The sequence below is a fragment of the Streptomyces sp. SID8374 genome, assembly GCF_009865135.1.
Lineage (GTDB): Bacteria > Actinomycetota > Actinomycetes > Streptomycetales > Streptomycetaceae > Streptomyces.
The window spans coordinates 2326199-2348342 of sequence record NZ_WWGH01000001.1 but is presented as its reverse complement, the minus strand read 5'-3'; the positions used below and the strand labels follow the sequence as shown (position 1 = coordinate 2348342).

General features: G+C 72.2%; 13 protein-coding genes and 1 pseudogene. 6 read left to right on the top strand and 8 right to left on the bottom strand.

All coding sequences use genetic code 11. The features are described 5' to 3' along the window. Positions 1 to 6 precede the first annotated feature (6 nt). The 5 genes from eccCa to GTY67_RS10335 form a co-directional block, all read right to left on the bottom strand. A complete protein-coding gene (gene eccCa, locus GTY67_RS10355; protein ID WP_161278468.1) occupies positions 7 to 3993 on the bottom strand; it encodes a type VII secretion protein EccCa in 3987 nt (1328 codons plus the stop codon). 52 nt (positions 3994 to 4045) lie between these two features. Continuing rightward, positions 4046 to 5209: a MinD/ParA family protein gene (locus GTY67_RS10350; RefSeq protein WP_161278467.1), complete on the bottom strand. Its 1164-nt coding sequence runs from the start codon at positions 5207 to 5209 to the stop codon at positions 4046 to 4048. Between the two features lie 55 nt (positions 5210 to 5264). Next, positions 5265 to 6608, bottom strand: a complete 1344-nt coding sequence (gene eccD / locus GTY67_RS10345) for a type VII secretion integral membrane protein EccD (protein ID WP_161280021.1) — start codon at positions 6606 to 6608, stop codon at positions 5265 to 5267. A gap of 123 nt (positions 6609 to 6731) precedes the next feature. Then, the gene (locus GTY67_RS10340) at positions 6732 to 7001 is read right to left on the bottom strand and encodes a hypothetical protein (protein WP_093688467.1); all 270 of its coding nucleotides are present in this window, start codon (positions 6999 to 7001) and stop codon (positions 6732 to 6734) included. Between the two features lie 82 nt (positions 7002 to 7083). Then, on the bottom strand, positions 7084 to 8613 hold the full coding sequence (locus GTY67_RS10335) for a PucR family transcriptional regulator (RefSeq protein ID WP_161278466.1): 1530 nt from the start codon (positions 8611 to 8613) through the stop codon (positions 7084 to 7086). A gap of 153 nt (positions 8614 to 8766) precedes the next feature. Between GTY67_RS10335 and GTY67_RS10330 the strand changes: the two genes are divergently transcribed. From GTY67_RS10330 to GTY67_RS10320, 3 genes are all read left to right on the top strand, one after another. Beyond that, on the top strand, positions 8767 to 10224 hold the full coding sequence (locus GTY67_RS10330; RefSeq protein WP_161278465.1) for a sodium:solute symporter: 1458 nt from the start codon (positions 8767 to 8769) through the stop codon (positions 10222 to 10224). A gap of 185 nt (positions 10225 to 10409) precedes the next feature. Next, positions 10410 to 11390, top strand: a complete 981-nt coding sequence (gene speB, locus GTY67_RS10325; protein ID WP_161278464.1) for an agmatinase — start codon at positions 10410 to 10412, stop codon at positions 11388 to 11390. Further along, entirely contained in the window at positions 11387 to 13069 is a 1683-nt protein-coding gene (locus GTY67_RS10320) for a thiamine pyrophosphate-binding protein (protein ID WP_161278463.1), read from the top strand. Before speB ends, GTY67_RS10320 begins: the two co-directional genes overlap by 4 nt. A 115-nt stretch (positions 13070 to 13184) precedes the next feature. Here the strand turns inward: GTY67_RS10320 and GTY67_RS10315 are convergent, their stop codons facing one another. Together GTY67_RS10315 and GTY67_RS10310 are read right to left on the bottom strand one after the other, a co-directional pair. Then, positions 13185 to 13646 (bottom strand): helix-turn-helix transcriptional regulator, encoded by a 462-nt coding sequence (locus GTY67_RS10315; RefSeq protein ID WP_161278462.1) that lies wholly within the window; start codon positions 13644 to 13646, stop codon positions 13185 to 13187. Between the two features lie 27 nt (positions 13647 to 13673). Continuing rightward, positions 13674 to 14041 (bottom strand): annotated as a pseudogene (locus tag GTY67_RS10310) (type II toxin-antitoxin system RelE/ParE family toxin). 225 nt (positions 14042 to 14266) lie between these two features. Between GTY67_RS10310 and GTY67_RS10305 the strand changes: the two are divergent. The 3 genes from GTY67_RS10305 to GTY67_RS10295 all read left to right on the top strand — a co-directional run bounded on the left by GTY67_RS10305 (position 14267) and on the right by GTY67_RS10295 (position 20178). Further along, positions 14267 to 18010 carry an ABC transporter ATP-binding protein gene (locus GTY67_RS10305; protein ID WP_343238660.1) on the top strand — a complete coding sequence of 1248 codons (3744 nt, stop codon included), beginning with the start codon at positions 14267 to 14269 and terminating at the stop codon, positions 18008 to 18010. 164 nt (positions 18011 to 18174) lie between these two features. Further along, positions 18175 to 18543: a hypothetical protein gene (locus GTY67_RS10300; RefSeq protein ID WP_093688451.1), complete on the top strand. Its 369-nt coding sequence runs from the start codon at positions 18175 to 18177 to the stop codon at positions 18541 to 18543. A 147-nt stretch (positions 18544 to 18690) separates the two neighbouring features. Further along, complete coding sequence (locus GTY67_RS10295) at positions 18691 to 20178, top strand: S28 family serine protease (protein WP_161278460.1); 1488 nt, start codon at positions 18691 to 18693, stop codon at positions 20176 to 20178. A 65-nt stretch (positions 20179 to 20243) separates the two neighbouring features. Here the strand turns inward: GTY67_RS10295 and GTY67_RS10290 are convergent, their stop codons facing one another. Then, positions 20244 to 22076: a glycoside hydrolase family 3 protein gene (locus GTY67_RS10290; protein ID WP_093688447.1), complete on the bottom strand. Its 1833-nt coding sequence runs from the start codon at positions 22074 to 22076 to the stop codon at positions 20244 to 20246. Positions 22077 to 22144 lie beyond the last annotated feature (68 nt).

The window sequence follows — 22144 nt, the reverse complement described above, 5'->3', positions numbered from 1 at the left end:
TGTACGTCATTTCGGCGCGTACACCGTCTGGATCAGGCGGTTCGGCTGGCCCCTGCGGATGAACACGCCCCGGCCAGGCGCCTGTTGGGAGGCGTACACCCCCGGGAACAGCTGGCCCTCGCTGCGGTCGCCCGCCATCAGCAGCGCCGAGGCCCCCGACTCCCGCAGGCCCTGCACCAGCGGCTCGTACATGCCCCGCGACGCACCGGCGACCCGGCGGGTCAGGACGAAGTGGAGGCCGATGTCGACCGCCGAGGGGATGTACGGGAGGAACGCGGCCAGCGGGGACTGTCCGGCGGTCGTGAGGACGTCGTAGTCGTCGACGAGCACCACGATCCGCGGGCCCTTGCCCCAGTTGCCGGGCTCCAGGTCCTCCAGGCGGGCGTTCTCGTCGGGCAGCCGCTTCTCCAGTTCGGTGGCGATGCCCATCGAAAGCCCCATGCACAGCTTGGGGTTGTAGGCATAACCCCCGTTGAACTCCTCCGGGACCGCACCGCGCAGCGAGCGCCGCGGGTCCATCACCGCGAACACCAACTCGTCCTCGCCGTAACGGTCGATGAGGCCGTGCGCGACGGTCCGCAGCAGGTTCGTCTTGCCGCACTCGCTGTCCCCCAGCACCAGCAGGTGCTGGTCGTGCTGGAACAGGTCCAGCAGCACGGGCGCGAGCGCCGACTGGTCGAGTCCGATCGGTACGCGGGTGGGCTCGGCCGCCGGGCCCGGCAGTGACTGGGGCTCCAGGATGTGCGGCAACACCCGTACGGGCTGCGCTACTTCGCCGCTCCAGGTGGCCCGCACCGAGCGAGCCGTACGCTCCAGGACCGCCCCGAGATCCGCCGTGTCGTCGACCCCGTCCGTGCGGGGGAGGGCCACCTGGGCGAAGAGCTTGCCGTCGGTGAGGACGCGGCCGGGCTCGTCTGGTGACAGGGTCTCGGCGAGCTTGCGGTCGATGCTGGACTCGCTGGGGTCGTTCAGCCGCAGTTCGACGCGTGTGCCGAAGTTCGACTGGGTGGCGATCCGTACGTCGTTCCAGCGCAGCATGCCCGCGACCACGTGGATGCCGTAGCCGCCGCCGCGCTTGAGGATGTCGGCGATCGCGTCGTCCAGCTCGTCGAAGTCGTCGCGGAGCGCGCCGAACCCGTCGATGACGAGCAGGATCTCGGCCGATGCCAGCTCGGGCAGCCGGCCGGCCGCGTGCAGGGTGCGCAGCTGCTCGACCGAGTCGATGCCGTGCTCGCGGAAGAGGTCCTCGCGCAGGGCGAGCATGGTGCGGACCTCCTCGACGGTGCGCGCCGCCCGCTCCCGGTCGGCGCGGCCCGCGATACCGCCGACGTGCGGCAGCCCCGACAGCGCCTGGAGGCCGCCGCCGACGAGGTCGAGGCCGTAGACCCCGACCTCGCGTGGAGTGTGGGTCAGGGCGAGGGAGAGGACGAGGGTGCGCAGGAGCGTCGTCTTTCCGGACTGCGGGCCGCCGATCACGGCCGCGTGGCCGCCCGCCACCGTGAGGTCCAGGAACCACTTCCCCTGCCACTGCTTGGCCGGGTCGTCGAGGAGGCCGAGGGGGACGCGCAGGGGCCTGCCCGACGGTCCGGCCCCGGCGAGCCGCATCCCGCGCGGGCCGATGTCCAGCGGACCGGCGACGGTGTCCAGAGCGGTCGCGGTCGGCAGCGGGGGCAGCCAGATGCTCCGTACGGGAGCGGCGGCGCCGGTCAACTGGTCCACCATGACGCCGAGTTCCGTGGGGCCCGTCTCGCGGCGGCGCGAGGCCGGCTCCGGGGCCTGCTGCGCCTCGCCCGGTCCGGCCAGGGTGTTGAACGCCTCGTACGGCAGCGCGAGAGGGCCGGTCTCCTCGGCCTCGGTCCTGCGGACCGGACCGCGGTAACCCCCCGATACGTAACCGGCCTTGAAGCGGGCGTAATGGCTCGTGTCGACCTTCAGATAGCCGAAGCCGGGCAGCGGGGGCAGGTGGAAGGCGTCCGTGGTGTCCAGGACCGTACGGGACTCGTCGGCGGAGAACGTCCGCAGCCCGAGCCGGTAGGAGAGGTAGGTGTCCAGGCCCTTGAGCTTGCCGCCCTCGATGCGCTGGCTGGAGAGCAGGAGGTGGACGCCGATGGACCGGCCGATCCGGCCGATGGAGAGGAACAGGTCGATGAAGTCCGGCTTGGCGGTGAGCAGTTCACCGAACTCGTCGATCACCACGAACAGATGCGGCAGCGGGTCGAGGTCCGGCCGCTTCTCGGCGCGCAGGGCCGCGTAGTCCCCGATGTCGGCGACGTTCCCCGCGTCCTTGAGGGCCTGCTGGCGGCGCTTGACCTCACCGGCCAGGGAGGAGTGGACGCGTTCGACGAGCCCCGCCTGGTTCTCCAGGTTGGTGATGACCCCCGCCACGTGCGGCAGCTCCGCGAACGGCGCGAACGTCGCCCCGCCCTTGTAGTCGACCAGCACCAGCGCCAGGTCCTCCGGCGGATGCGTGGCCACCAGCGCGAGGACCAGCGTCCGCAGCAGCTCCGACTTCCCCGAACCGGTCGCGCCGACGCACAGGCCGTGCGGGCCCATCCCCAGCTCCGAGGACTCCTTGAGGTCCAGCAGCACCGGCTCGTGGGAGTCGCTGATGCCGATCGGTACACGCAGGAAGGCGCGTTCGCCGCGCGGCGACCAGAGCCGGTCCAGGTCGAGGCGGGCCACGTCGTCGATGCCGAGCATCGCCGCGAACTCGACTGGCCCGGAGAGCGGGGCGTCGGCCAGGGACTCGGCGGACAGGCGCAGCGGCGCGAGCATCCGGGCCAGGCCCTCGGCGAACGGGATACCGGCCTCGTCCACCGAGCCGTGCGCCTCCAAGGGCTCGGGGGCTCTGAGGTCCTCGATGACCACGTCGGTGCCGTCGACGGTGATCCGTACGCTGACCTGCCCCGGCTCCTGCACCCGCCGCTCCAGCAGGTGCAGCACGGTGACGCCCATCTCGCTCAGGCCGACGGCGTCGTCCGGGCGCGGCAGGTCGACGGCGTCCTCACCGTGCCCGTCGGTGACGACGAGCAGCCGGGAGTTCATGGACAGCGCGTCCCGTCCGGCCAGACCGCGCCGGACCTCCGCCGCGTACGAGGCCCGGCGGCGCAGCTCCGGGCCGAGCTGCCGGGCGAGCTGAGGGGCGGAGGGCGCGATGCGGCGGGCGGCGACCGGGCCGTCGAACTGCTCGGTGTCGAGTAGATGCGGCAGCCACTTGGCCCACTCCCAGTCGGCCATCCGGTCCCCGGGCGCCGCCAGGGCGATGGCCACGTCGTCGGGGGCGTGCAGCGCGGCGGTCTGGACGAGCAGCGCGCGGGCCACCCGCAGGCAGTCCTCGCGGGGGCCGATCACGCTGACGTTGCCGATCCGGTCCAGCGAGACAGTCAGCGGCAGTTCGGTGCCGTTGCGGAACCGCTTCACCAGCGCCGAGGCCTCGTTGAGCATGAACAGGTCGGGCGGCGTGAGCACCGACGACCCCGGCTCGGCTATCTGTAGATCCCGTACGGGCATCTCGCCCGTGCCGACCCGCACCCGCAGGAAGTCGTCGTCGACCCGGCGCCGCTCCCAGAGACGTGCCGGGTCGCGCACGATGTCGTAGAGGGCGTACGGCGGCGGGTTCAGCACGTCCGCCCGCTCACGCCGCTCGCGCTCCTCGGCCGACAACTCCTCGCGCAGTTCCTCCACATAGGCGAGATAGGCCTCGCGCTGGGTGCGGCGGGTGCGCTGGGCTTTGCCGCGCTGGGAGAAGAGCAGCGCGACGGAACCGATGACGGTGACGACCAGGATGATCGCGCCGAGCGCGGCGAACTGGCTGTTGCGGACGACGGTCATCATCACGACGGACGACATGACCCCGGCGACCGGCAGCAGCGACATCGCGATGTTGCCCGCCTTCCCCTCGGGGAGGTTCGGCGGGGCCTCGATGGTGCGGGGCGCGGGCGCGGCCGGCGGGCGGGTGGTCCGGGCGGGGCGGTGGATCAGTCGGGTGCTCATCGGCTTCGTCCGGCGTTCGCGGTCGGCTCGTGGGTCATGCACGGCATCGGGGTCACCGGCGCTTCTGGGAGAGCTGGAAGACCTCGGCGGCGAGCCGGGCGGCGGCCAGGCGCGTCGGTCGGGCGAGCAGTTCGGTACGGAGGACGCCGCCGGCGGCCAAGTGCCGGTCGTACGGCAGGACATGGACACCGGCGCCGGTGGACCTGAGCTTCTCGGCGGCCGCCTCGACATCGATCCCGGGGCGGGCGACCGTACTGGAGAGGACGACGACGGTGCCGTCGATCATGTGCCGGGGGAGCCCCTGCATCCACTGGAGGACGGCGTACGTGCTCGTGACGCCGTCCAGCGTCGCGGGAGCGGCCAGCACCCGGGCCTGGGACGCGGAGAGCGCCACCCGGGCGACCTCGGCGGGCAGCGTCTCGCAGTCCACGACGGTCACCCCGAAGTAACGGCGCAGCGCCACCATGACCCGTTCGTACGCCGACGTGTCCAGCATCGCCCCGATCTGCCCCTGGCTGCCCGGCAGCAGCCAGGCGTTCTCGGGGAGTTGGACGAGGTAGCCGGTGACGTCCAGCAGCGACATCTGCGGCTCCACGATGTCCGCCAGATCGGCCGTGGTCCAGCGCAGCGCCTCGGCGCCCAGCCGCAGCGGCAGCGAACCGAGCGCCGGGTCCGCCTCGACCAGGAGGACCGGGTCCTGGCGGTAGTGCGCGTACGCCGTGCCGAGCAGGGCGGCCACGGTCGTCTTGCCCGCGCCGCCCCGGATGGAGGTGACGGCGATCTGCCGCCCGGTCGTGACCGGCTGCTGGAGCGTCTCGGCGGTCCGGGTCAGCTCGGCGACCTCGCGCGCCGCCGAGGAGGAGACGATCCGGCGCACCGCCCGGGTGACCCGTACGCCGACCGGCTCACCCCGCTGCGGGCGGCGGGCCGTGCCGCTCAGCGCGCTGTCCACCACGGCCCGCGCATCGGGGGCCGTGGGGCGCCGGGGGCGGGGCGGGGCGGGCATCTGCTGGGGGGTGGGCGGCTGCGCCGGGGCGGGTATTCGTTCCGTTCCGGGGGCATGCGCCGTGTGCGGAGCGGGCGTTCCGGGGGCATGCGCGATGGGTGGAGCGGTTGGTACGGAGGGCGACGGCCCGCCGGTGCCCGCCGCAGGGGGTCCGGACGCGCCCCTCAGATCGCGCAGCACATCGCCCTGCCAGTTGTCCCCGTTCGGCATGTCTGCCCTTCTCCTCCGCCGCGATGCCCCGAGCCGGAGCACCCGCGCATCCCTGTCAGAACTTGTTGAGCAGCTGCCCGTACACGCCGAACACACCGATCGCGAGCGGGAACAGCCCCACCATGCCGATGGACTCGACCAGATCGGCGGTGCGCCGCAGCCGCACCCGTACATGCTCGGGAGGCTCCACCGACAGGGCCAGCAGAGGCAGCAGCGCCGCCGCTCCGAGCAGGAGCACGGGGCCCGAGCCCCCGGACGCCTGTTCCATCCACAGCATCACGAGACGTACGGCGAGGACCGCCGCGGCCGTGAAGAGCGCCACCACCTCGGCCACCAGGGGGAACGCGCGGGCCCTCGACAGCAGGACCACCGCGACCACCGAGGGCAGGAGCACCGTCCACACGGTCGGCTGTGCGGACAGGGTGAGCAGCCAGCCCGCCGCGGTCGCCGACACGGCGGTGACCACGGTCGCGAGGGCGAGGCCGCGGTGGGTGGCGGCCAGCGCGTTGGACACGTCGTGGCGGCTGACCGACACCCCGCCCGACCGCCGGTCGTCGAGTGCGGTCAGCCCGGACGCCATCAGCGCGAGCCGGGGCAGCATGCCGAGCAGCACCACGGAGAGCACGGCCATCACGGCGCCCAGCCGCGCCGGATCCGACTCCACCGCGGCGACGGCCTCCCACGCCGCGGTGACGGCGGCCGTGGCTCCGGCGCCGATGAGGCCACCGCGTCCGAGCGGGGAGAAGAACCCGAGCAGCAGCAGTGCCAAGGTCACTGCCGCCGCCACCGCGGCCAGCCGGGCCGGGCCTGACCAGTCGTAGGCGTCGGCGGCGGTCCAGGCGGTCAGAACACCGAGGCCGCCCGAGACGAACAGCAGCGCGGTCGCCAGCCCGCGGTTGCCCGCGCCGATCCGGGCGCAGAGCGCGCCTCCCACGAGGAGGACAGCGGTGACGGCCGCCAGCGCGCCGGCCAGGGTGTCCAGCGGGAATTCGCGCCGGGCCAGCAGAGCCGCGATCACCGCGAACACCACGGTCGAAGCCCCGGCGGCGACCCTGCGCGCGGCCGGACGCCAGCGCCAGGCCTGTAGATCGAGGGTGTCGGCCACCTGGTCCGTGACGTCGTGGACCACCGGGGCGGGCGGAGCGGCGTGGATCCTGACCAGCCGGAGCACGGCACCGTCGCTGATGCCGGCCGAGGCCAGGGTGCTGTCGTGCGGCAGGGCCGAACCGTCGGAGGTGATCAACTGCCGGGTCAGCGGCCGCGATGCCGCCCGGTCGTCCAGCAACTGGAGTATGTCCGGCAGCAGTTGGCCGATCGGGGTGTCGGACGGCAGCACGATGTCGGCCCGGCGCCGCTCGCCGACCAGGGTCACCCGGCTCAGTTCCGAGCGGGACGTCATTGCTGTGCTCACCACTTACGGAAACCTATCATCGCGATTTTCCGGAATTTCGGGCCAATGGGCCAATAAGGCACTGTGCGCTCTTTCCCATCTCCGATAGGGAATGCGGTGCGGTGATCACCGCTAATGCGGCGACCGCCCGTACTGCTGCGCCTGTCGTTGCTGCTGTTTCTGCTGCTCGGCCTTCTGCTTGTCCAGGGTGTGCTGGAGGAAGGACCACCCCACGCACCCCGCGCAGAGCACGGCCGTGATGGCGATCCCCGCGAATACCTTGCCGAGGCGCTCGTCCGCCGTCCGCCGCGCGCGCTCCACGCCGAACAGCAGGGCGTCCCGCATCCTGCGTCGGCGTACCCCCACCGACTCCAGCAGCTGGCTGTCGTAATCCCTTGCCATGCGATCCCCCTTTGCCACTGCAACATAAGGCATGGCTGAGCGGGCCGTACACCTCAGGGGTCCGTTCCTCGCACCGGGGCCGCTATTCCTGCCGTAGGGCGAACCACAACTCCGTCCGTACGTCCATGTCGTTCAGGTCCATGGCCAGCAACTCCGCGCACCGCCCGATCCGTTGGCGGACCGTGTTGCGGTGGACGGCCAGGGCCACCGCCGTACGGTCCCAGCTGCCGTGCAGGGAGAGCCAGCAGCGCAGGGTCTCGGCCAGGGGCGGGGTGAGCGGGGCCAGGAGGGTGCGGGCGTGGGCGGCTGCCCGGTCGGGTGGGATCAGGGCGGCCAGACCGGTGATGGGGGCGTCCGCCTTCAGCGGGGTGCGGGTCGCCTCCGCGTGGGCCAGGGCGCGGGCGGCCCCGAGGTCGGCGGTGGTGAGGGCCGAGGGCGGGGTGGGGGTGGAGACGCCGAGGGTCCAGCCCGGTTGCGGGGACACGGTGGGGGCTTGCGCGGGCGCCGGGGGCTGCTCTCGGGGCGTCTCCCGAGCGGCCGCCGGGAGCAGCACCCGTACCGTGTCGTCGTCCTCCCGGCCCGCGTCCACCAGGGCCGAGCCCAGTGACGCCCCCAGCGCCCCCGCCGTCAGGGCGTCCGCCTTCATGCCGTCCGTGCGGCGGGCGTGGATCACCGTCCAAGGGGCGCCGGCCTCTTGACCGCCGTCCGCGCCGCCTCCGTCCAGCAGCGGGGCCACCTCGGTGGGCGTCGCGCCGAGCAGCAGCCGTACCAGGGCCGCCGAGCGGGCCGCCGCGTCCGCGCCCTGGTGCGGGGCGGTCAGGAGGGAGAGCAGCACCACCGCGACGCCCGCCACCGTGTGGTCGCCCGCCTCCCGGCGTGAGGTCGCCAGGGTCAGGGCCAGGCCCTCGCCGCCGCCCAGCGCGTACGCCGACAGGTGCGTGGCGCCGAGGGTGTCCGTGGCCGACGCGGGGGAGCCGGGGCGTTCGCGGGCCACCACGCGGGCCAGGCGTGCCAGCGCTGCCGCCGCCTTAGGGGGCGGGCGGCGGCCCGCCGCGTGGACCTCCTCGCCCCGCGCCGTCAGCAGCACCGCCCGGCCGCTCAGCTGCGTGGCGAGCTGGTGGAGGACCGCCGGTACGGGGTCGGGGCGGGCCGCCGCCGTCGCCAGGGCCTGCTGGGCCCGGGTCACCCGCCGCAGCTCCCGGTGCCGGGCCTCCGCCATCAGCCGCCACACCGCCCGCGCGATCGTCGTGAACGGGGTCTCCGGCGGCACCTCCAGCAGCGGCAGCCCGTAACGGTCGCACGCCTCGATCAGGGCCTCCGGGACCGTCTCGTGCACCGGCCGCACCCCGAAACCCAGCGCCGCCGCCCCCGCCTCCACCAGCCGGCCGACGTAGTGGTCCGGGTCCGTCAGCAGCACCCCGGCACTCAGCAGCAGCTCACCGCCGAGGAGGTACGGGTACGGGTCGGCCATCTCCGAGGTGTGCACCCAGAGCAGCTCGGCCTCGGCCGGGCCCGCGATCCGGCGCAGGCCCAGCTCCTCCCGGGCCAGGAGTTCGGCGAGGGGGATCGGCGGGGCGGGGGGACCGGGGGAGTGCGCGGGCGGTGGCGGCATGGATGGTTCGTCCGTTCTCGGCGGTGAGAGTGGAGGAAACGTACACTTCAACGCCGCCTTTCGGCCACCTACCGTCTTCCTCGCACCTGAACCAGCAGCTGAACCAGCGCCTGCACCCGCACTGCATCTGTTGCGCGAGACGGAGGGAAGCCCATGGCTGTCGACTACGCCGTGATCGTCGTCTACCTGGCCGGCATGCTCGCCATGGGCTGGTGGGGCATGCGCCGCGCCAAGTCCAAGAGCGAGTTCCTGGTCGCGGGCCGCCGTCTCGGGCCGGGGATGTACTCCGGCACCATGGCCGCCATCGTCCTCGGCGGCGCGTCCACCATCGGCGGGGTCGGGCTCGGCTACCAGTACGGGCTCTCCGGCGCCTGGATGGTCTTCACCATCGGCCTCGGGCTCCTCGCGCTCTCCATCTTCTTCTCCGCGCGCATCGCCCGGCTGAAGGTCTACACCGTCTCCGAGATGCTGGACCTGCGCTACGGCGGGCGGGCCGGGATCATCTCCGGCGTCGTCATGTGGGCGTACACCCTGATGCTCGCGGTCACCTCGACCATCGCGTACGCCACCATCTTCGACGTCCTCTTCGACGTGAACCGCACGGTCGCCATCGTCCTCGGCGGCACCATCGTCGTCGCGTACTCGACGCTCGGCGGCATGTGGTCGATCACGCTGACGGACATGGTCCAGTTCGTCGTCAAGACCATCGGGGTGCTGCTGCTCCTGCTGCCCATCGCGGTCGTCAAGGCGGGCGGCTTCAGCGAGATGAAGGCGCAGCTGCCCACCGAATACTTCGACCCGCTCGGCATCGGCGGCGAGACGATCTTCACGTACGTCCTGATCTACACCTTCGGCATGCTCATCGGGCAGGACATCTGGCAGCGCGTGTTCACCGCGCGCAGCGACCGCACGGCGCGGTGGGGCGGGACGGTGGCGGGGACGTACTGCCTCGTGTACGCCATCGCCGGAGCCGTCATCGGCACGGCAGCCAAGGTGATGTACCCGGACCTGGCGAGCGCGGACGCCGCCTTCGCGACCATCGTCAAGGACGAGCTGCCGATGGGGGTGCGGGGGCTGGTGCTCGCCGCCGCCCTGGCCGCCGTGATGTCGACGTCGTCCGGTGCGCTGATCGCCTGCGCGACCGTCGCCAACAACGACATCTGGTCGCGGTTGCGGGGGGCCGTGGTGCGGAGCGGGGGCGGTGACGGTGATGAGCCGCATGACGAGGTCAAGGGGAACCGGGCGTTCATCCTGATCATGGGGGTTGCGGTCATCCTGATCGCCATCGTCCTGAACGATGTCGTCGAAGCGCTGACCGTCGCGTACAACCTGCTGGTGGGCGGGCTCCTGGTGCCGATCCTGGGCGGGCTGCTGTGGCGGCGCGGGACGGCGGCGGGCGCGCTGTCGGCGGTGTGCGTGGGAGGTGTCGCGGTGGTCGGGCTGATGGCGTACTACGGGATCCTCGCCAACCAGCCGATCTACTACGGGCTGTTGTCGTCGCTGGCCGTGTACGTCGTCGTCTCGCTGGCCACGCCGCCTACGGACGCGGCTGTGCTGGCGGCTTGGCGCGAGCGGCTGGCGGGGCGCGAATCCAGCCCGTCCGGCGTTTGAGGACGGAACCCTCGCGCCGGACCCGGGCGCTCAAAGATGCCCTCAATCGCCGGGCGGGCTGAGGGTGGCCGGACTTGGTTGGCCGAGCCCAAAGACGCCCTCAATCGCCGGGCGGGCTGGAATGCCCGCACACTTGGCACCGTACGAAACCTGTACGAATCCTGAAACGAAAGGCACACCCCCCCATGAGCAGCAACGAATCGCCGCGCGGCCCCGTCGACTCCTCCCGCGTCCCGCGGTACGCCGGGCCCGCGACGTTCGCCCGGCTGCCCCGGCTCGAGGAGGTCGGGCGCACCGATGTCGCCGTCGTCGGCGTGCCCTTCGACAGCGGGGTCTCCTACCGGCCCGGCGCCCGCTTCGGCGGCAACGCCATCCGTGAGGCCTCCCGGCTGCTGCGCCCCTACAACCCGGCCCAGGACGCGTCCCCGTTCGCCCTCGCGCAGGTCGCGGACGCCGGGGACATCGCGGCGAACCCGTTCAACATCAACGAGGCCGTGGAGACCGTCGAGGCCGCCGCAGACGACCTGCTCAACACCGGCGCCCGCCTGATGACCCTCGGCGGGGACCACACCATCGCCCTGCCCCTCCTGCGCTCCGTCGCCAAGAAGCACGGGCCCGTCGCCCTGCTCCACTTCGACGCGCACCTGGACACCTGGGACACCTACTTCGGCGCCGAGTACACCCACGGCACCCCGTTCCGCCGGGCCGTCGAGGAGGGCATCCTCGACACCTCCGCCCTCTCCCACGTCGGCACCCGCGGCCCGCTCTACGGCAAGCAGGACCTGACCGACGACGAGAAGATGGGCTTCGGCATCGTCACCTCCGCCGACGTCATGCGGCGCGGCGTCGACGAGATCGCCGACCAGCTGCGCCAGCGCATCGGGGACCGGCCGCTCTACATCTCCATCGACATCGACGTCCTCGACCCGGCGCACGCCCCCGGCACCGGCACCCCCGAGGCCGGCGGCCTCACCTCCCGCGAGCTGCTGGAGATCCTCCGTGGCCTCTCCTCCTGCCACCTGGTCTCCGCCGACCTGGTCGAGGTGGCGCCCGCGTACGACCACGCCGAGATCACCTCCGTGGCCGCCTCCCACACCGCGTACGAGCTGACGACGATCATGTCCCGCCAGATCGCGGCGGCGAAGGCACCCAAGGACGCCAAGTGAGCCACGACCACGACGACCGGCCGCAGCTCACCGCCGCGCAGGCCGCCGCCGTACTGAACCCGCCGCCCGGGCGCAACGGCGGTGACCTCGTCGTCGAGTCGCTCCAGGGGCTCGGCGCGACCACCGTCTTCGGTCTGCCCGGTCAGCACGCGCTCGGCATGTTCGACGCGCTGCGCCGTTCCTCGCTGCGGTACGTCGGACTCCGCGTCGAGAACAACGCCGGGTTCGCCGCCGACGCGTACGGCCGGATCACGGGCGAGGTGGCGCCCCTGCTCCTCTCCACCGGGCCCGGTGCTCTCACCTCGCTCGCCGCGCTCCAGGAGGCGGCCGCCGCCTCCGCGCCCGTCCTCGCGATCTCCAGCCAGATCCCCACGGCGGGGCTCGGCGGCGGGCGCCACGGCTATCTGCACGAGCTGCGCGACCAGCAGGCTTCCGTCCGGGACATCGTGAAGTCTGTGCACACCGTGCGGGCGGCGTCCCAGATCCCGTCCGCGATCGCCGCCGCCTGGGAGTCCGCGCTGACCGCCCCGCACGGGCCGGTCTGGGTGGAGATCCCGCAGGACGTGCTGCTGGCCGAGACGACTCTCCCCGTCGTCAGCGCCATGGACGCCACCCCGCGTGAGCTGTACCCGCGCCCCGAGCTGACCATCGCCGCCGCCCATCTGCTGTCGAACGCCGAGCGGCCCGTGATCATCGCGGGCGGCGGAGTCGTACGCTCCGACGCCTCCGGCAAGCTGCGCGCGCTGGCCGAGAAGATCGACGCGCCGGTCGTCACCACCTTCGGCGGCAAGGGCGCCTTCCCCTGGGAGCACCCGCTGTCGCTGCGCTCCTGGCTGGAGGACCGGCACACGACCGACTTCCTGGAGGACGCGGACGTCCTGCTCGTCGTCGGCTCGGGGCTCGGCGAACTCTCCTCGAACTACCACACCTTCCGCCCGCGCGGCCGGGTCATCCAGATCGAGGCGGACGCCGGGAAGCTGGAGTCCAACCACCCCGCGCTCGGCATCCACTCCGATGCCCGCGAGGCGCTGTCCGACCTGCTGGAGGCCGTGGAGCCGCGCGAGGACGCGGGGGCGGCGGAGCGCGTACGTACGGTGCTGGAGAAGGTACGGGCCCGGATCGACGCCCAGGAGCTGACCCTGGAGCAGCGGGTCCTCGACGCCGTACGCGAGGCGCTGCCCGACGGGTCGCCCAGCTTCTGGGACATGACGATCCTGGCCTACTGGGCGTGGTCCGCGTTCGACGCGCGGCGCCCCAACACCATGCACTCGGCCCAGGGCGCGGGCGGCCTCGGCTACGGCTTCCCCGCGGCCATCGGCGCCGCCTCCGCCGACCCGACGACGCCGGTGCTCGCGGTCTCCGGCGACGGCGGGGCGATGTACTCCATCGCGGAGCTGGCCACCGCGCGCCAGTACGACCTGCCGCTGACGTGGCTGATCGTCGACGACGGGGGCTACGGCATCCTGCGCGAGTACATGACGGGCGCCTTCGGCGAGACCACGGGCACCGAGCTGTCCCGCCCGGACTTCGTCGCCCTGGCCGAGTCCTTCGGCGTACCGGCCGTCCGTACGACACCGGAGTCGCTCGCCGCGGACCTGGGCAAGGCGCTGACGGCCCCGGGACCGTCGGTCGTCGTGCTCCCGGCCCTGCTGCGGATGTTCGAGCCGACGCATCTGTAGGTCGCGCATCGGTAGTTCGTGCGTCGGTAGGCCGTGCGTCTGTACGTCGCGCGTCGGTACGTCGCGCGGCCGCAGGGCCCGGGGCAGGCCGCGTGGCTTACAGTGCCCGGCTCCCTCAGCCCGTTGCCGCCGCCCTCTCCGCGCTCGCGTCCGCCTCCGCCTCGGGGGCGGACGCGGACGCGCGTTCCTGGGAGGGCGGCTCCGCGCCTGCCTCCTCCCCGGCCGCCGTGTGCGGGATGAAGGAGACCCGGACCACGTCCTCCGCACCGGGCCGCAGGCTGAAGTCCGCGTCCATCGCCCGGGCGAGCCGGGCCAGCAGGGGCACGGTGGGCATGGAGCCACCGAGCTCCAGCTTCGAGACCTGTGGCTGGGACATGTTCGCGCGTCGCGCCAGCTCGGTCTGGGCCAGCCCCAGCGCCGTACGACGGTCGTAGACCGCCTGGCCGAGATCCCAGGCCAGATCGAGTTCCCTGCGGCGCCGCACGCGCTCCGCGCTCTCGGCGCTGTCCTCACCCTCCGAGATGCTCTCGGCGACCTTCCGGTCCCGGGCAAGCTTCCACTGTGCGTGACTCACCATGTGGCTCTTCCTTTCCAGACGTCGCGTCTAGACATCGCGGATGAATGTGCCGTGGGCGGGCTCGCGCTCCGACTCGCGGATCGCCTTGGCGCGCCTGGCGCGAGCGATCTCCGCCTTCTCGCGCTGCCGTGTCTTGCGGAAGACGGTCAGCAGAACGCCCCGGCGCCCGGGCGCCAGCCAGTACGAAATTCGTACGGCCTCACGATTGCGCCCCATCTCGGACCTGAGCTCCCGCACTCCGTCCCGATGAACCGCGAGTGCGGTTCGTCCAGCGTGGTCGCGCTCCGCGCCGGCCTGCCCGCCGCGTGGGCCGCCCGCTCGTAGTCACTCGCCGACAGATTCGTCAGCCGCGGTCGGACCTCCGGCTCGATCTCGATGATGAAGGGTTCTTTTATATGGAGGAGCGTATATATCCGGCAGTGTATAACCTGCCGAAGCGGGCGGGAAGTCCGCCGCACGAGTGATGGGAGCGCCCCGCGTTGACCCGGCTCCCCGGGCGCCGTTTGTTGCGGAGGGATGAAATCCGCCCCCCGCCGTGTTGGTGCCTTCCGGAAGATCAGGCGCGACAGCCGCGACAGGCAGAACAGATGGATCAGCGGAGAAGAGCCGGGAGGCAACGCGTGACGGGCGCAGAGCAACAGGGGTGGGGCCGACGGCTGACCGGGTACGCGTGGCGGTACCGGCGCAACGTCGTGCTCGCGCTCGGCTCCTCGCTCGCCGGGATGGCCGTCATGGCGCTCGTCCCGCTGATCACCAAGGTGATCATCGACGACGTCGTCACCGACCACACCCGCTCGCTCGCCGTCTGGACCGGCCTCCTCCTCGGCGCCGCCGTCCTCGTCTACATCGCCACCTACATCCGCCGCTACTACGGCGGCCGGCTCGCCCTGGACGTCCAGCACGACCTGCGTACGGACATGTACACAACGATCACCAGGCTGGACGGCAAGCGGCAGGACGAGCTCTCCACCGGGCAGGTCGTCGGCCGCGCCACCAGCGACCTCCAGCTCATCCAGGGGCTGCTGTTCATGCTCCCGATGACCATCGGGAACGTCCTGCTCTTCCTCATGTCTCTGGTGATCATGGCGTGGCTCTCCCTGCCGCTCACCCTCGTCGCCCTCGCCGTGGCCCCCGCCCTCTGGGCCATCGCCCGCCGCTCCCGCAAGCGCCTCTTCCCCTCCACCTGGTACGCCCAGGGCCAGGCCGCCGCCGTCGCCGGGGTCGTCGACGGGGCCGTCTCCGGGGTGCGGGTCGTCAAGGGGTTCGGGCAGGAGGACCAGGAGACGGGCAAGCTCCGCGAGGTCAGCCGGCGGCTCTTCGCCGGGCGGCTGCGCACCATCCGGCTGAACTCCCGCTACACCCCCGCCCTCCAGGCCGTGCCCGCGCTCGGCCAGGTCGCCATGCTCGCGCTCGGCGGCTGGCTGGCGACCCGGGGTGAGATCACGCTCGGCACGTTCGTCGCCTTCTCCACCTACCTCGCCCAGCTCGTCGGCCCGGTCCGGATGCTCGCCATGGTCCTCACCGTCGGCCAGCAGGCCCGCGCCGGTGTGGAGCGTGTCCTGGAGCTGATCGACACCGAGCCCTCCATGCAGGACGGCACCAAGGAGCTGCCCGCCGACGCCCCGGCCGGGATCGAGTTCGACGACGTACGGTTCGGCTACGACGAGGAGCGCCCCGTCCTCGACGGCTTCTCGCTCACCGTCGAACCCGGCGAGACCCTCGCGATCGTCGGCGCCTCAGGCAGCGGCAAGTCCACCGTCTCGCTCCTCGTGCCCCGCTTCTACGACGTCTCCCACGGCGCCGTCCTCATCGGCGGCCACGACGTCCGCGAGCTCACCCAGGCGTCCCTGCGCGCCGCCATCGGGCTCGTCCCCGAGGACAGCTTCCTCTTCTCCGACACCGTCCGCGCCAACATCGCCTACGGCTTCCCCGACGCCACCCAGGACCAGATCGAACAGGCCGCCCGCGCCGCCCAGGCCCACGGGTTCATCACCGAGCTGCCCCACGGGTACGACACCACCGTCGGCGAGCACGGCCTCACCCTCTCCGGCGGCCAGCGCCAGCGCGTCGCCCTCGCCCGCGCCATCCTCACCGACCCCCGGCTCCTCCTCCTCGACGACGCCACCTCCGCCGTCGACGCCCGCGTGGAGCACGAGATCCACGAGGCGCTCAAGCAGGTGATGGAGGGCCGCACCACCCTCCTCATCGCCCACCGCCGCTCCACCCTCCAGCTCGCCGACCGCATCGCGGTCCTCGACGGCGGGAAGCTCGCCGCGATCGGCACCCACGCCGAGCTGGAGCGCACCTCCCCGCTCTACCGCCGCCTGCTCACCGACCCCGACGAGCTGGGCGGTACGTCCCCGGGCCACCGGCCGACGCACGGCGAGGCCGACCCCGACGGCGACCGGGCCCTCCAGCGGGAGCTGGACGCCGAGTTCGACGCCGAGCGCGGCATCACGCCCGAGCTGTGGATCCGCAAGGAGGAGGAGCGGGACTCCTCGGTCGCCGGGATGCCCGCGAGCCCCGAGCTGCTCGCCCAGGTCGAGGCCCTGCCGCCCGCCACGGACACCCCGCAGGTCGACGAGGCGCGGGCCGTGCGGTCCGAGGACTCCTACGGGCTGCGCCGGCTCCTGCGCGGCTTCGGGGCCGCCCTGCTCATCAGCCTCGGGCTCGTCGCCGTCGACGCCGGGATGGGCCTGCTGCTGCCGGTCCTGATCCGGTACGGGATCGACGAGGGCGTCAACCAGGTGGCGATGGGCGCGGTGTGGGCGGCCTCCGGGATCGCCCTGGCCGTCGTGCTCGTCCAGTGGGTCGCCCAGACCGGCGAGATCCGGATGACCGGCCGCACCGGTGAACGGGTCCTCTACTCGCTCCGCCTGAAGATCTTCGCCCAGCTCCAGCGGCTCGGCCTCGACTACTACGAGCGCGAGCTGACCGGCCGGATCATGACCCGGATGACCACCGACGTGGACGCGCTCTCCTCGTTCCTCCAGACCGGCCTGGTCACCGCGTTCGTCTCCGTCGTCACCTTCTTCGGCATCATGGTCGCCCTGCTGGTCCTGGACATCCAGCTCGCCCTGGTCGTCTTCGCGACCCTGCCCGTGCTGATCGTCGGGACCTTCTTCTTCCGCCGCAGCAGCGTCAAGGCGTACGAACTGGCCCGTGAGCGCATCAGCGGGGTCAACGCCGACCTCCAGGAGTCCGTCTCGGGTCTCCGCATCGTCCAGGCCTTCGGCCGCGAGCACGACGGCGCCGCCCGTTACGCCGAGCGGAGCGACAGCTACCGCCAGGCCCGGGTGCGCGGCCAGTGGCTGATCTCGGTCTACTTCCCGTTCGTCCAGCTGCTGGCCTCGATCGCCGCGGCCGCCGTGATCATCGTCGGCGCGGGCCGGGTCGACAACGGCACGCTGACCGTCGGCGCCCTGGTCGCCTACCTCCTCTACATCGAGTTGTTCTTCGCCCCCGTCCAGCAGCTCTCCCAGGTCTTCGACGGCTACCAGCAGGCCACCGTCTCCCTGGGCCGCATCCAGGAGCTGCTGCGCGAGCCCACCTCCACCGCCGACCCGGACGAGCCGCTGGACGTGCTCTCCCTGCGCGGCGAGATCGCCTTCGAGGACGTCTCCTTCGCGTACGGGGACGAGGAGGAGGCCCTCACCAGCGTCGACCTGCGCATCCCGGCGGGCCAGACCGTCGCCTTCGTCGGCGAGACGGGCGCGGGCAAGTCGACCCTGGTCAAGCTGGTCGCCCGGTTCTACGACCCCACCAGCGGGCGCGTCACCGCCGACGGCACGGACCTGCGCCGCCTCGACATGACCGCCTACCGCCACCGCCTCGGCGTCGTCCCCCAGGAGGCGTACCTCTTCCCCGGTACGGTCCGCGACGCCATCGCCTACGGGCTGCCCGACGCCACCGACGCCCGGGTGGAGGCCGCCGCCCGCGCGGTCGGCGCGCACGACATGATCGCCACCCTGGAGGACGGCTACCTCCACGAGGTCGCCGAGCGCGGCCGCAACCTCTCCGCCGGACAGCGCCAGCTCATCGCGCTCGCCCGCGCCGAGCTCGTCGACCCGGACATCCTGCTCCTCGACGAGGCCACCGCCGCCCTGGACCTGGCCAGTGAGGCCCTGGTCAACCAGGCCACCGACCGGCTCACCGGCCGCCGCACCACGCTGGTGGTCGCCCACCGCCTGACCACCGCCGCCCGCGCCGACCGGGTCGTGGTGATGGACCAGGGGCGCGTGGCCGAGGACGGCACGCACGACGAGCTGCTGGCCCGGGACGGGCGGTACGCCCGGCTGTGGCGCACCTTCATAGGGGAGGACATCGGCGAGGGCATAGGGGAGGACGAGCCGGCGGGCGTCTGAGCGGACCCCTGGGAGGTTGCACCGACCCGCCCGTGCAACCTCCCAGGGGTCTGCTGCGTCGTAGGCAGGGACGCTCAGGTGCGTACAGACGTCAGGTGGGGGCAAAAGTGTTCGATACGGCGGCGGGAACCCGGAGACCGCAGCGGCGGTCCCGACGCGAGGGGGTGGCGGCGCGCCTCCTGGTCGTACCGCTGCTGGCCGGTCTCGTGCTCCTCATCGGCGCCCCGGCCACCGCGGCCCAGGCCGCGCCCGGCTGCTCCGGCCGGCCCGCGAAGACCGTCGCGTTCGCGACGGGGGAGCTGCGCGTCTACAAGAGCCGCGCCCACGCGTGTGCCGTCGCCGTCGCCAAGAAGCCGGGCAAACGGCGGGCGATGAGCGTCACGCTCCAGCCGCGCGGCGGCCATGTGGTCAGGGACAGCGGTTCGTTCACGCAGATGGCCGGTCCGGTGACGGTCAACGCCCTCAACCGCTGCGTCCGCGCCACCGGAACGGTCGCCGGGAAGTCGGCCTCCACCGGCTGGATCCTGTGCTGACCGCGCCGTAGGACCCGTAAGGAAAACGCGTGAAGAAACGCGTAAGGGAAACGCGTGAGGAATCAGGACACGCGCAACTGGGTCTGGCGCCCGGTGCGTTGCCCTCGCTAAGTTCACGGCGACTGTTGTGAATCAAGGGGAGGGTGCATGCGCAAGGCGCTCACAGGGGTTCTCTCGCTCGCGGTGCTGATCGGCACGGTGGGAGCGGCGGGAGCCTCGGCCGGTGCGGCCACCGCCGCGGAACCGGACGCGAAGCGGAGCGGTGCCACCGCCGTACGCGGCGGCGAGGCGGGCAACGAGGACATCAAGGACCGCATCCTGGCGATCCCGGGGATGAGCCTGATCGAGGAGAAGCCCTACGCCGGATACCGCTACTTCGTCCTCAACTACACCCAGCCGGTCGACCACCGGCGCCCGTCCAAGGGCACGTTCCAGCAGCGGATCACCGTGCTGCACAAGGACACCGCCCGTCCGACGGTCTTCGCCACCAGCGGCTACAACGTCTCCACCAACCCCAGCCGCAGCGAGCCGACGCAGATCGTCGACGGGAACCAGGTCTCCCTGGAGTACCGGTTCTTCACCCCGTCCCGCCCGGCCCCCGCCGACTGGACCAAACTCGACATCTGGCAGGCGGCCAGCGACCAGCACCGGGTGTTCACGGCGCTCAAGAAGATCTACCCGAAGAAGTGGCTGGCCACCGGCGGCTCCAAGGGCGGTATGACCGCCACGTACTTCGAGCGGTTCTACCCGAAGGACATGGACGGCGTCGTCGCGTACGTGGCGCCCAACGATGTCGTCGACCACGAGGACTCCGCGTACGACCGGTTCTTCCGGAACGTCGGAACCAAGGAGTGCCGCGACAAGCTCCAGGCGGTGCAGCGCGAGGCGCTGATCCGCCGGGCCCCGCTCCAGAAGAAGTTCAAGGAGTACGCCACCGCCAACGGCCTCACCTTCGACACCCTCGGCTCCCTCGACCGGGCCTACGAGGCCGCTGTCATGGACTACATCTGGACGTTCTGGCAGTACAGCCTGCTCGCGGACTGCGCCGAGGTCCCGGCCGACGCCAAGAACGCCACCGACGAGGTGATCTGGGACGCCGTCGACTCGGTCTCCGGCTTCTCGTTCTACTCCGACCAGGACCTGGAGACGTACACCCCGTACTACTACCAGGCGGGCACCCAGCTCGGATCGCCGGACATCAAGCAGCCCTGGCTCGGCAATCTGAGCCGCTACGGCTACCAGGCCCCGCGCAACTTCGTGCCCCGCTCCATCCCGATGACGTTCGACCGGGGCGCGATGCGGGACGTGGACAGCTGGGTCCGGAACAACGCCCACCAGATGCTGTACGTCTACGGGGAGAACGACCCCTGGCGTGCTGAGCCCTTCCACCTGGGGCGCGGTGCCAAGGACAGCTACATCTACACCGTGCCGGACGGCAACCACGGCGCCCGCATCTCCGGCCTGACGGAGGACCAGAAGGCGAAGGCCACCGCCGCGATCCAGCGCTGGGCGGGCGTCGCCCCGGCGGCCGTCCAGGCGGACCCGGGCAAGGCGAAGCCGCTGGCGAAGTTCGACACGAGGCTGGACCAGCTGAACGGCGAGGTGGAGCGCGCGGAGGGCATCCTGCGCCCGTGAGCGACCGCCTGTGCCCGCCGATTCCGTGACAGGAGCCGGCGGGCACAACGCTTTGGCGGCAGCCGCTAGTACGACAGCCCGTGGCCCACCGGGTACAGCACCCGCGCCGGGTCGTCCGCCCGCTGGACCGGGACCGGGAGCCGGCCCTCCGGAGCGGAGCGGCCCGCGATCACCCGGGCGGCGGCGCGGAGTTCGACGTCCGTCCAGGAGTAGGACGCCAGGACCGCGGCCACCCCCCGGCCGGTGAGGTGGGCGGCGTCGTACGGGTTGCGGATCGCGACCGCGACCACCGGGACGCCTGTCGCCACGAGGGCGTCGACGAGGGCGAGTTGGGTGCTGCCCGCCGTGATGTTGTACGTGGCCACGACCACCGCGTCCCTGCCCTGTGCGGCGGCGACCGCTTCGGCGATCTTCGCCTGGTCCGGGGCCGTGCCGGTGGACAACGCCGTGGTGCCGAAGCCCAGTTCGGTGAAGGCGCCCGCCAGCGTGGTGGTCGGCGGGCCCGTCGTACCGGACGGGGAGGCCGGGTCGGCGCCCACCACGAGCAGCCGTCGTCGGCTGCGGCGGGAGAGCGGGAGCAGGGCGCCGGGGTCGGCGAGCAGGGTCGTCGTGCGCTCGGCGATCCGGTCGGCGTCCAGGAGGTGCTTGCGGATGCCGACCGTGCGGTCGACCTCCCGGCCGCTGACGAACGGGTCGCGGAACAGGCCCAGTCTGGTCTTGAGCCGCAGGATCCGCAGGATGGACGCGTCGATCCGGGCCTCGCTGATCTCGCCGCCCCGGACCGCCTCCAGGACAGCGTTCCACGCGACCGAGAGGTTCGGCGGGTTGAGCAGCTGGTCCACCCCCGCCAGCAGCGCGAGGACCGGGACGCGGTCGTCGCCGTACTTCGTGCGTACGCCCTCCATGCCGAGCGAGTCCGTGACCACCACCCCGTCGTAGCCCAGCTCCTCGCGGAGGATGCCGGTGAGGATCGGCCGGGAGAGGGTGGCCGGGTCCTCGGACGGGTCGAGGGCCGGGACCACGATGTGCGCGGTCATGACCGAGTCGATACGGGCCCGGACCGCCGCCCGGAACGGCGGCGCGTCCAGCTCCTCCCACTCCTGCCGGGTGTGTTCGATGACGGGCAGCCCGGTGTGGCTGTCGGTGCTGGTGTCGCCGTGGCCGGGGAAGTGCTTGGCGGTGGCCGCGACCCCGGCGCTCTGATACCCCTTCACCTGCGCCGCGACCAGCTCGGCCACCGACTCGGGGTCGGAGCCGAAGGAGCGTACGCCGATGACCGGGTTGGCCGGATTGACGTTGACGTCGGCGTCGGGCGCGTAGTTCTGGTTGATGCCGAGCGCGGCCAGCTCGGCGCCCGCGATCCAGGCCGCCCGCCGGGTGTCGGAGCGCGAGCCGCCCGCGCCGAGGGCCATCGCGCCCGGCAGCAGGGTGGCGGGCGCGCCGACGCGGCAGACGATGCCGTGTTCCTGGTCGGTGGAGATGAGCAGCGGGATGCGGGAGCGGGTGGTGAGGGCGGCCTGCTGGATGCCGTTGGAGAGGTCGGCGATCTGGTGCGGGTCGCGGGTGTTGTGGGCCCAGGAGAAGTAGATGATCCCGCCGACGTGGTAGGTCGAGACCAGCTCGGCGGCGGTACGGACCCCGATCTCCTTGAGGTTCGCGTCGATGTCGGCCCGGTCGGGGTCGGTGGCGGAGTGCCCGTAGACCCGCATCACGAAGAGCTGGCCGACCTTCTCCTCCAGGCTCATCCCGGCGATGATCCGCCGCAGCCGGCGGTCGGTGGAGGGGTTCGTGGGGTGCGCGGAGGCGGTGGCGGCGAGGGGGAGGACGCCGGTGGCCGCGGCGGCCGTGGCGGCGGCGGTGGCGGTGAGGAGGGTGCGTCGTGAGGTGCGGTGGGGCACGTGAGCTCCTTCCCTGGCTGAAAGAAACTTCCAAGATGATACGGATATAGGGAAAGTAACTTTCGGTC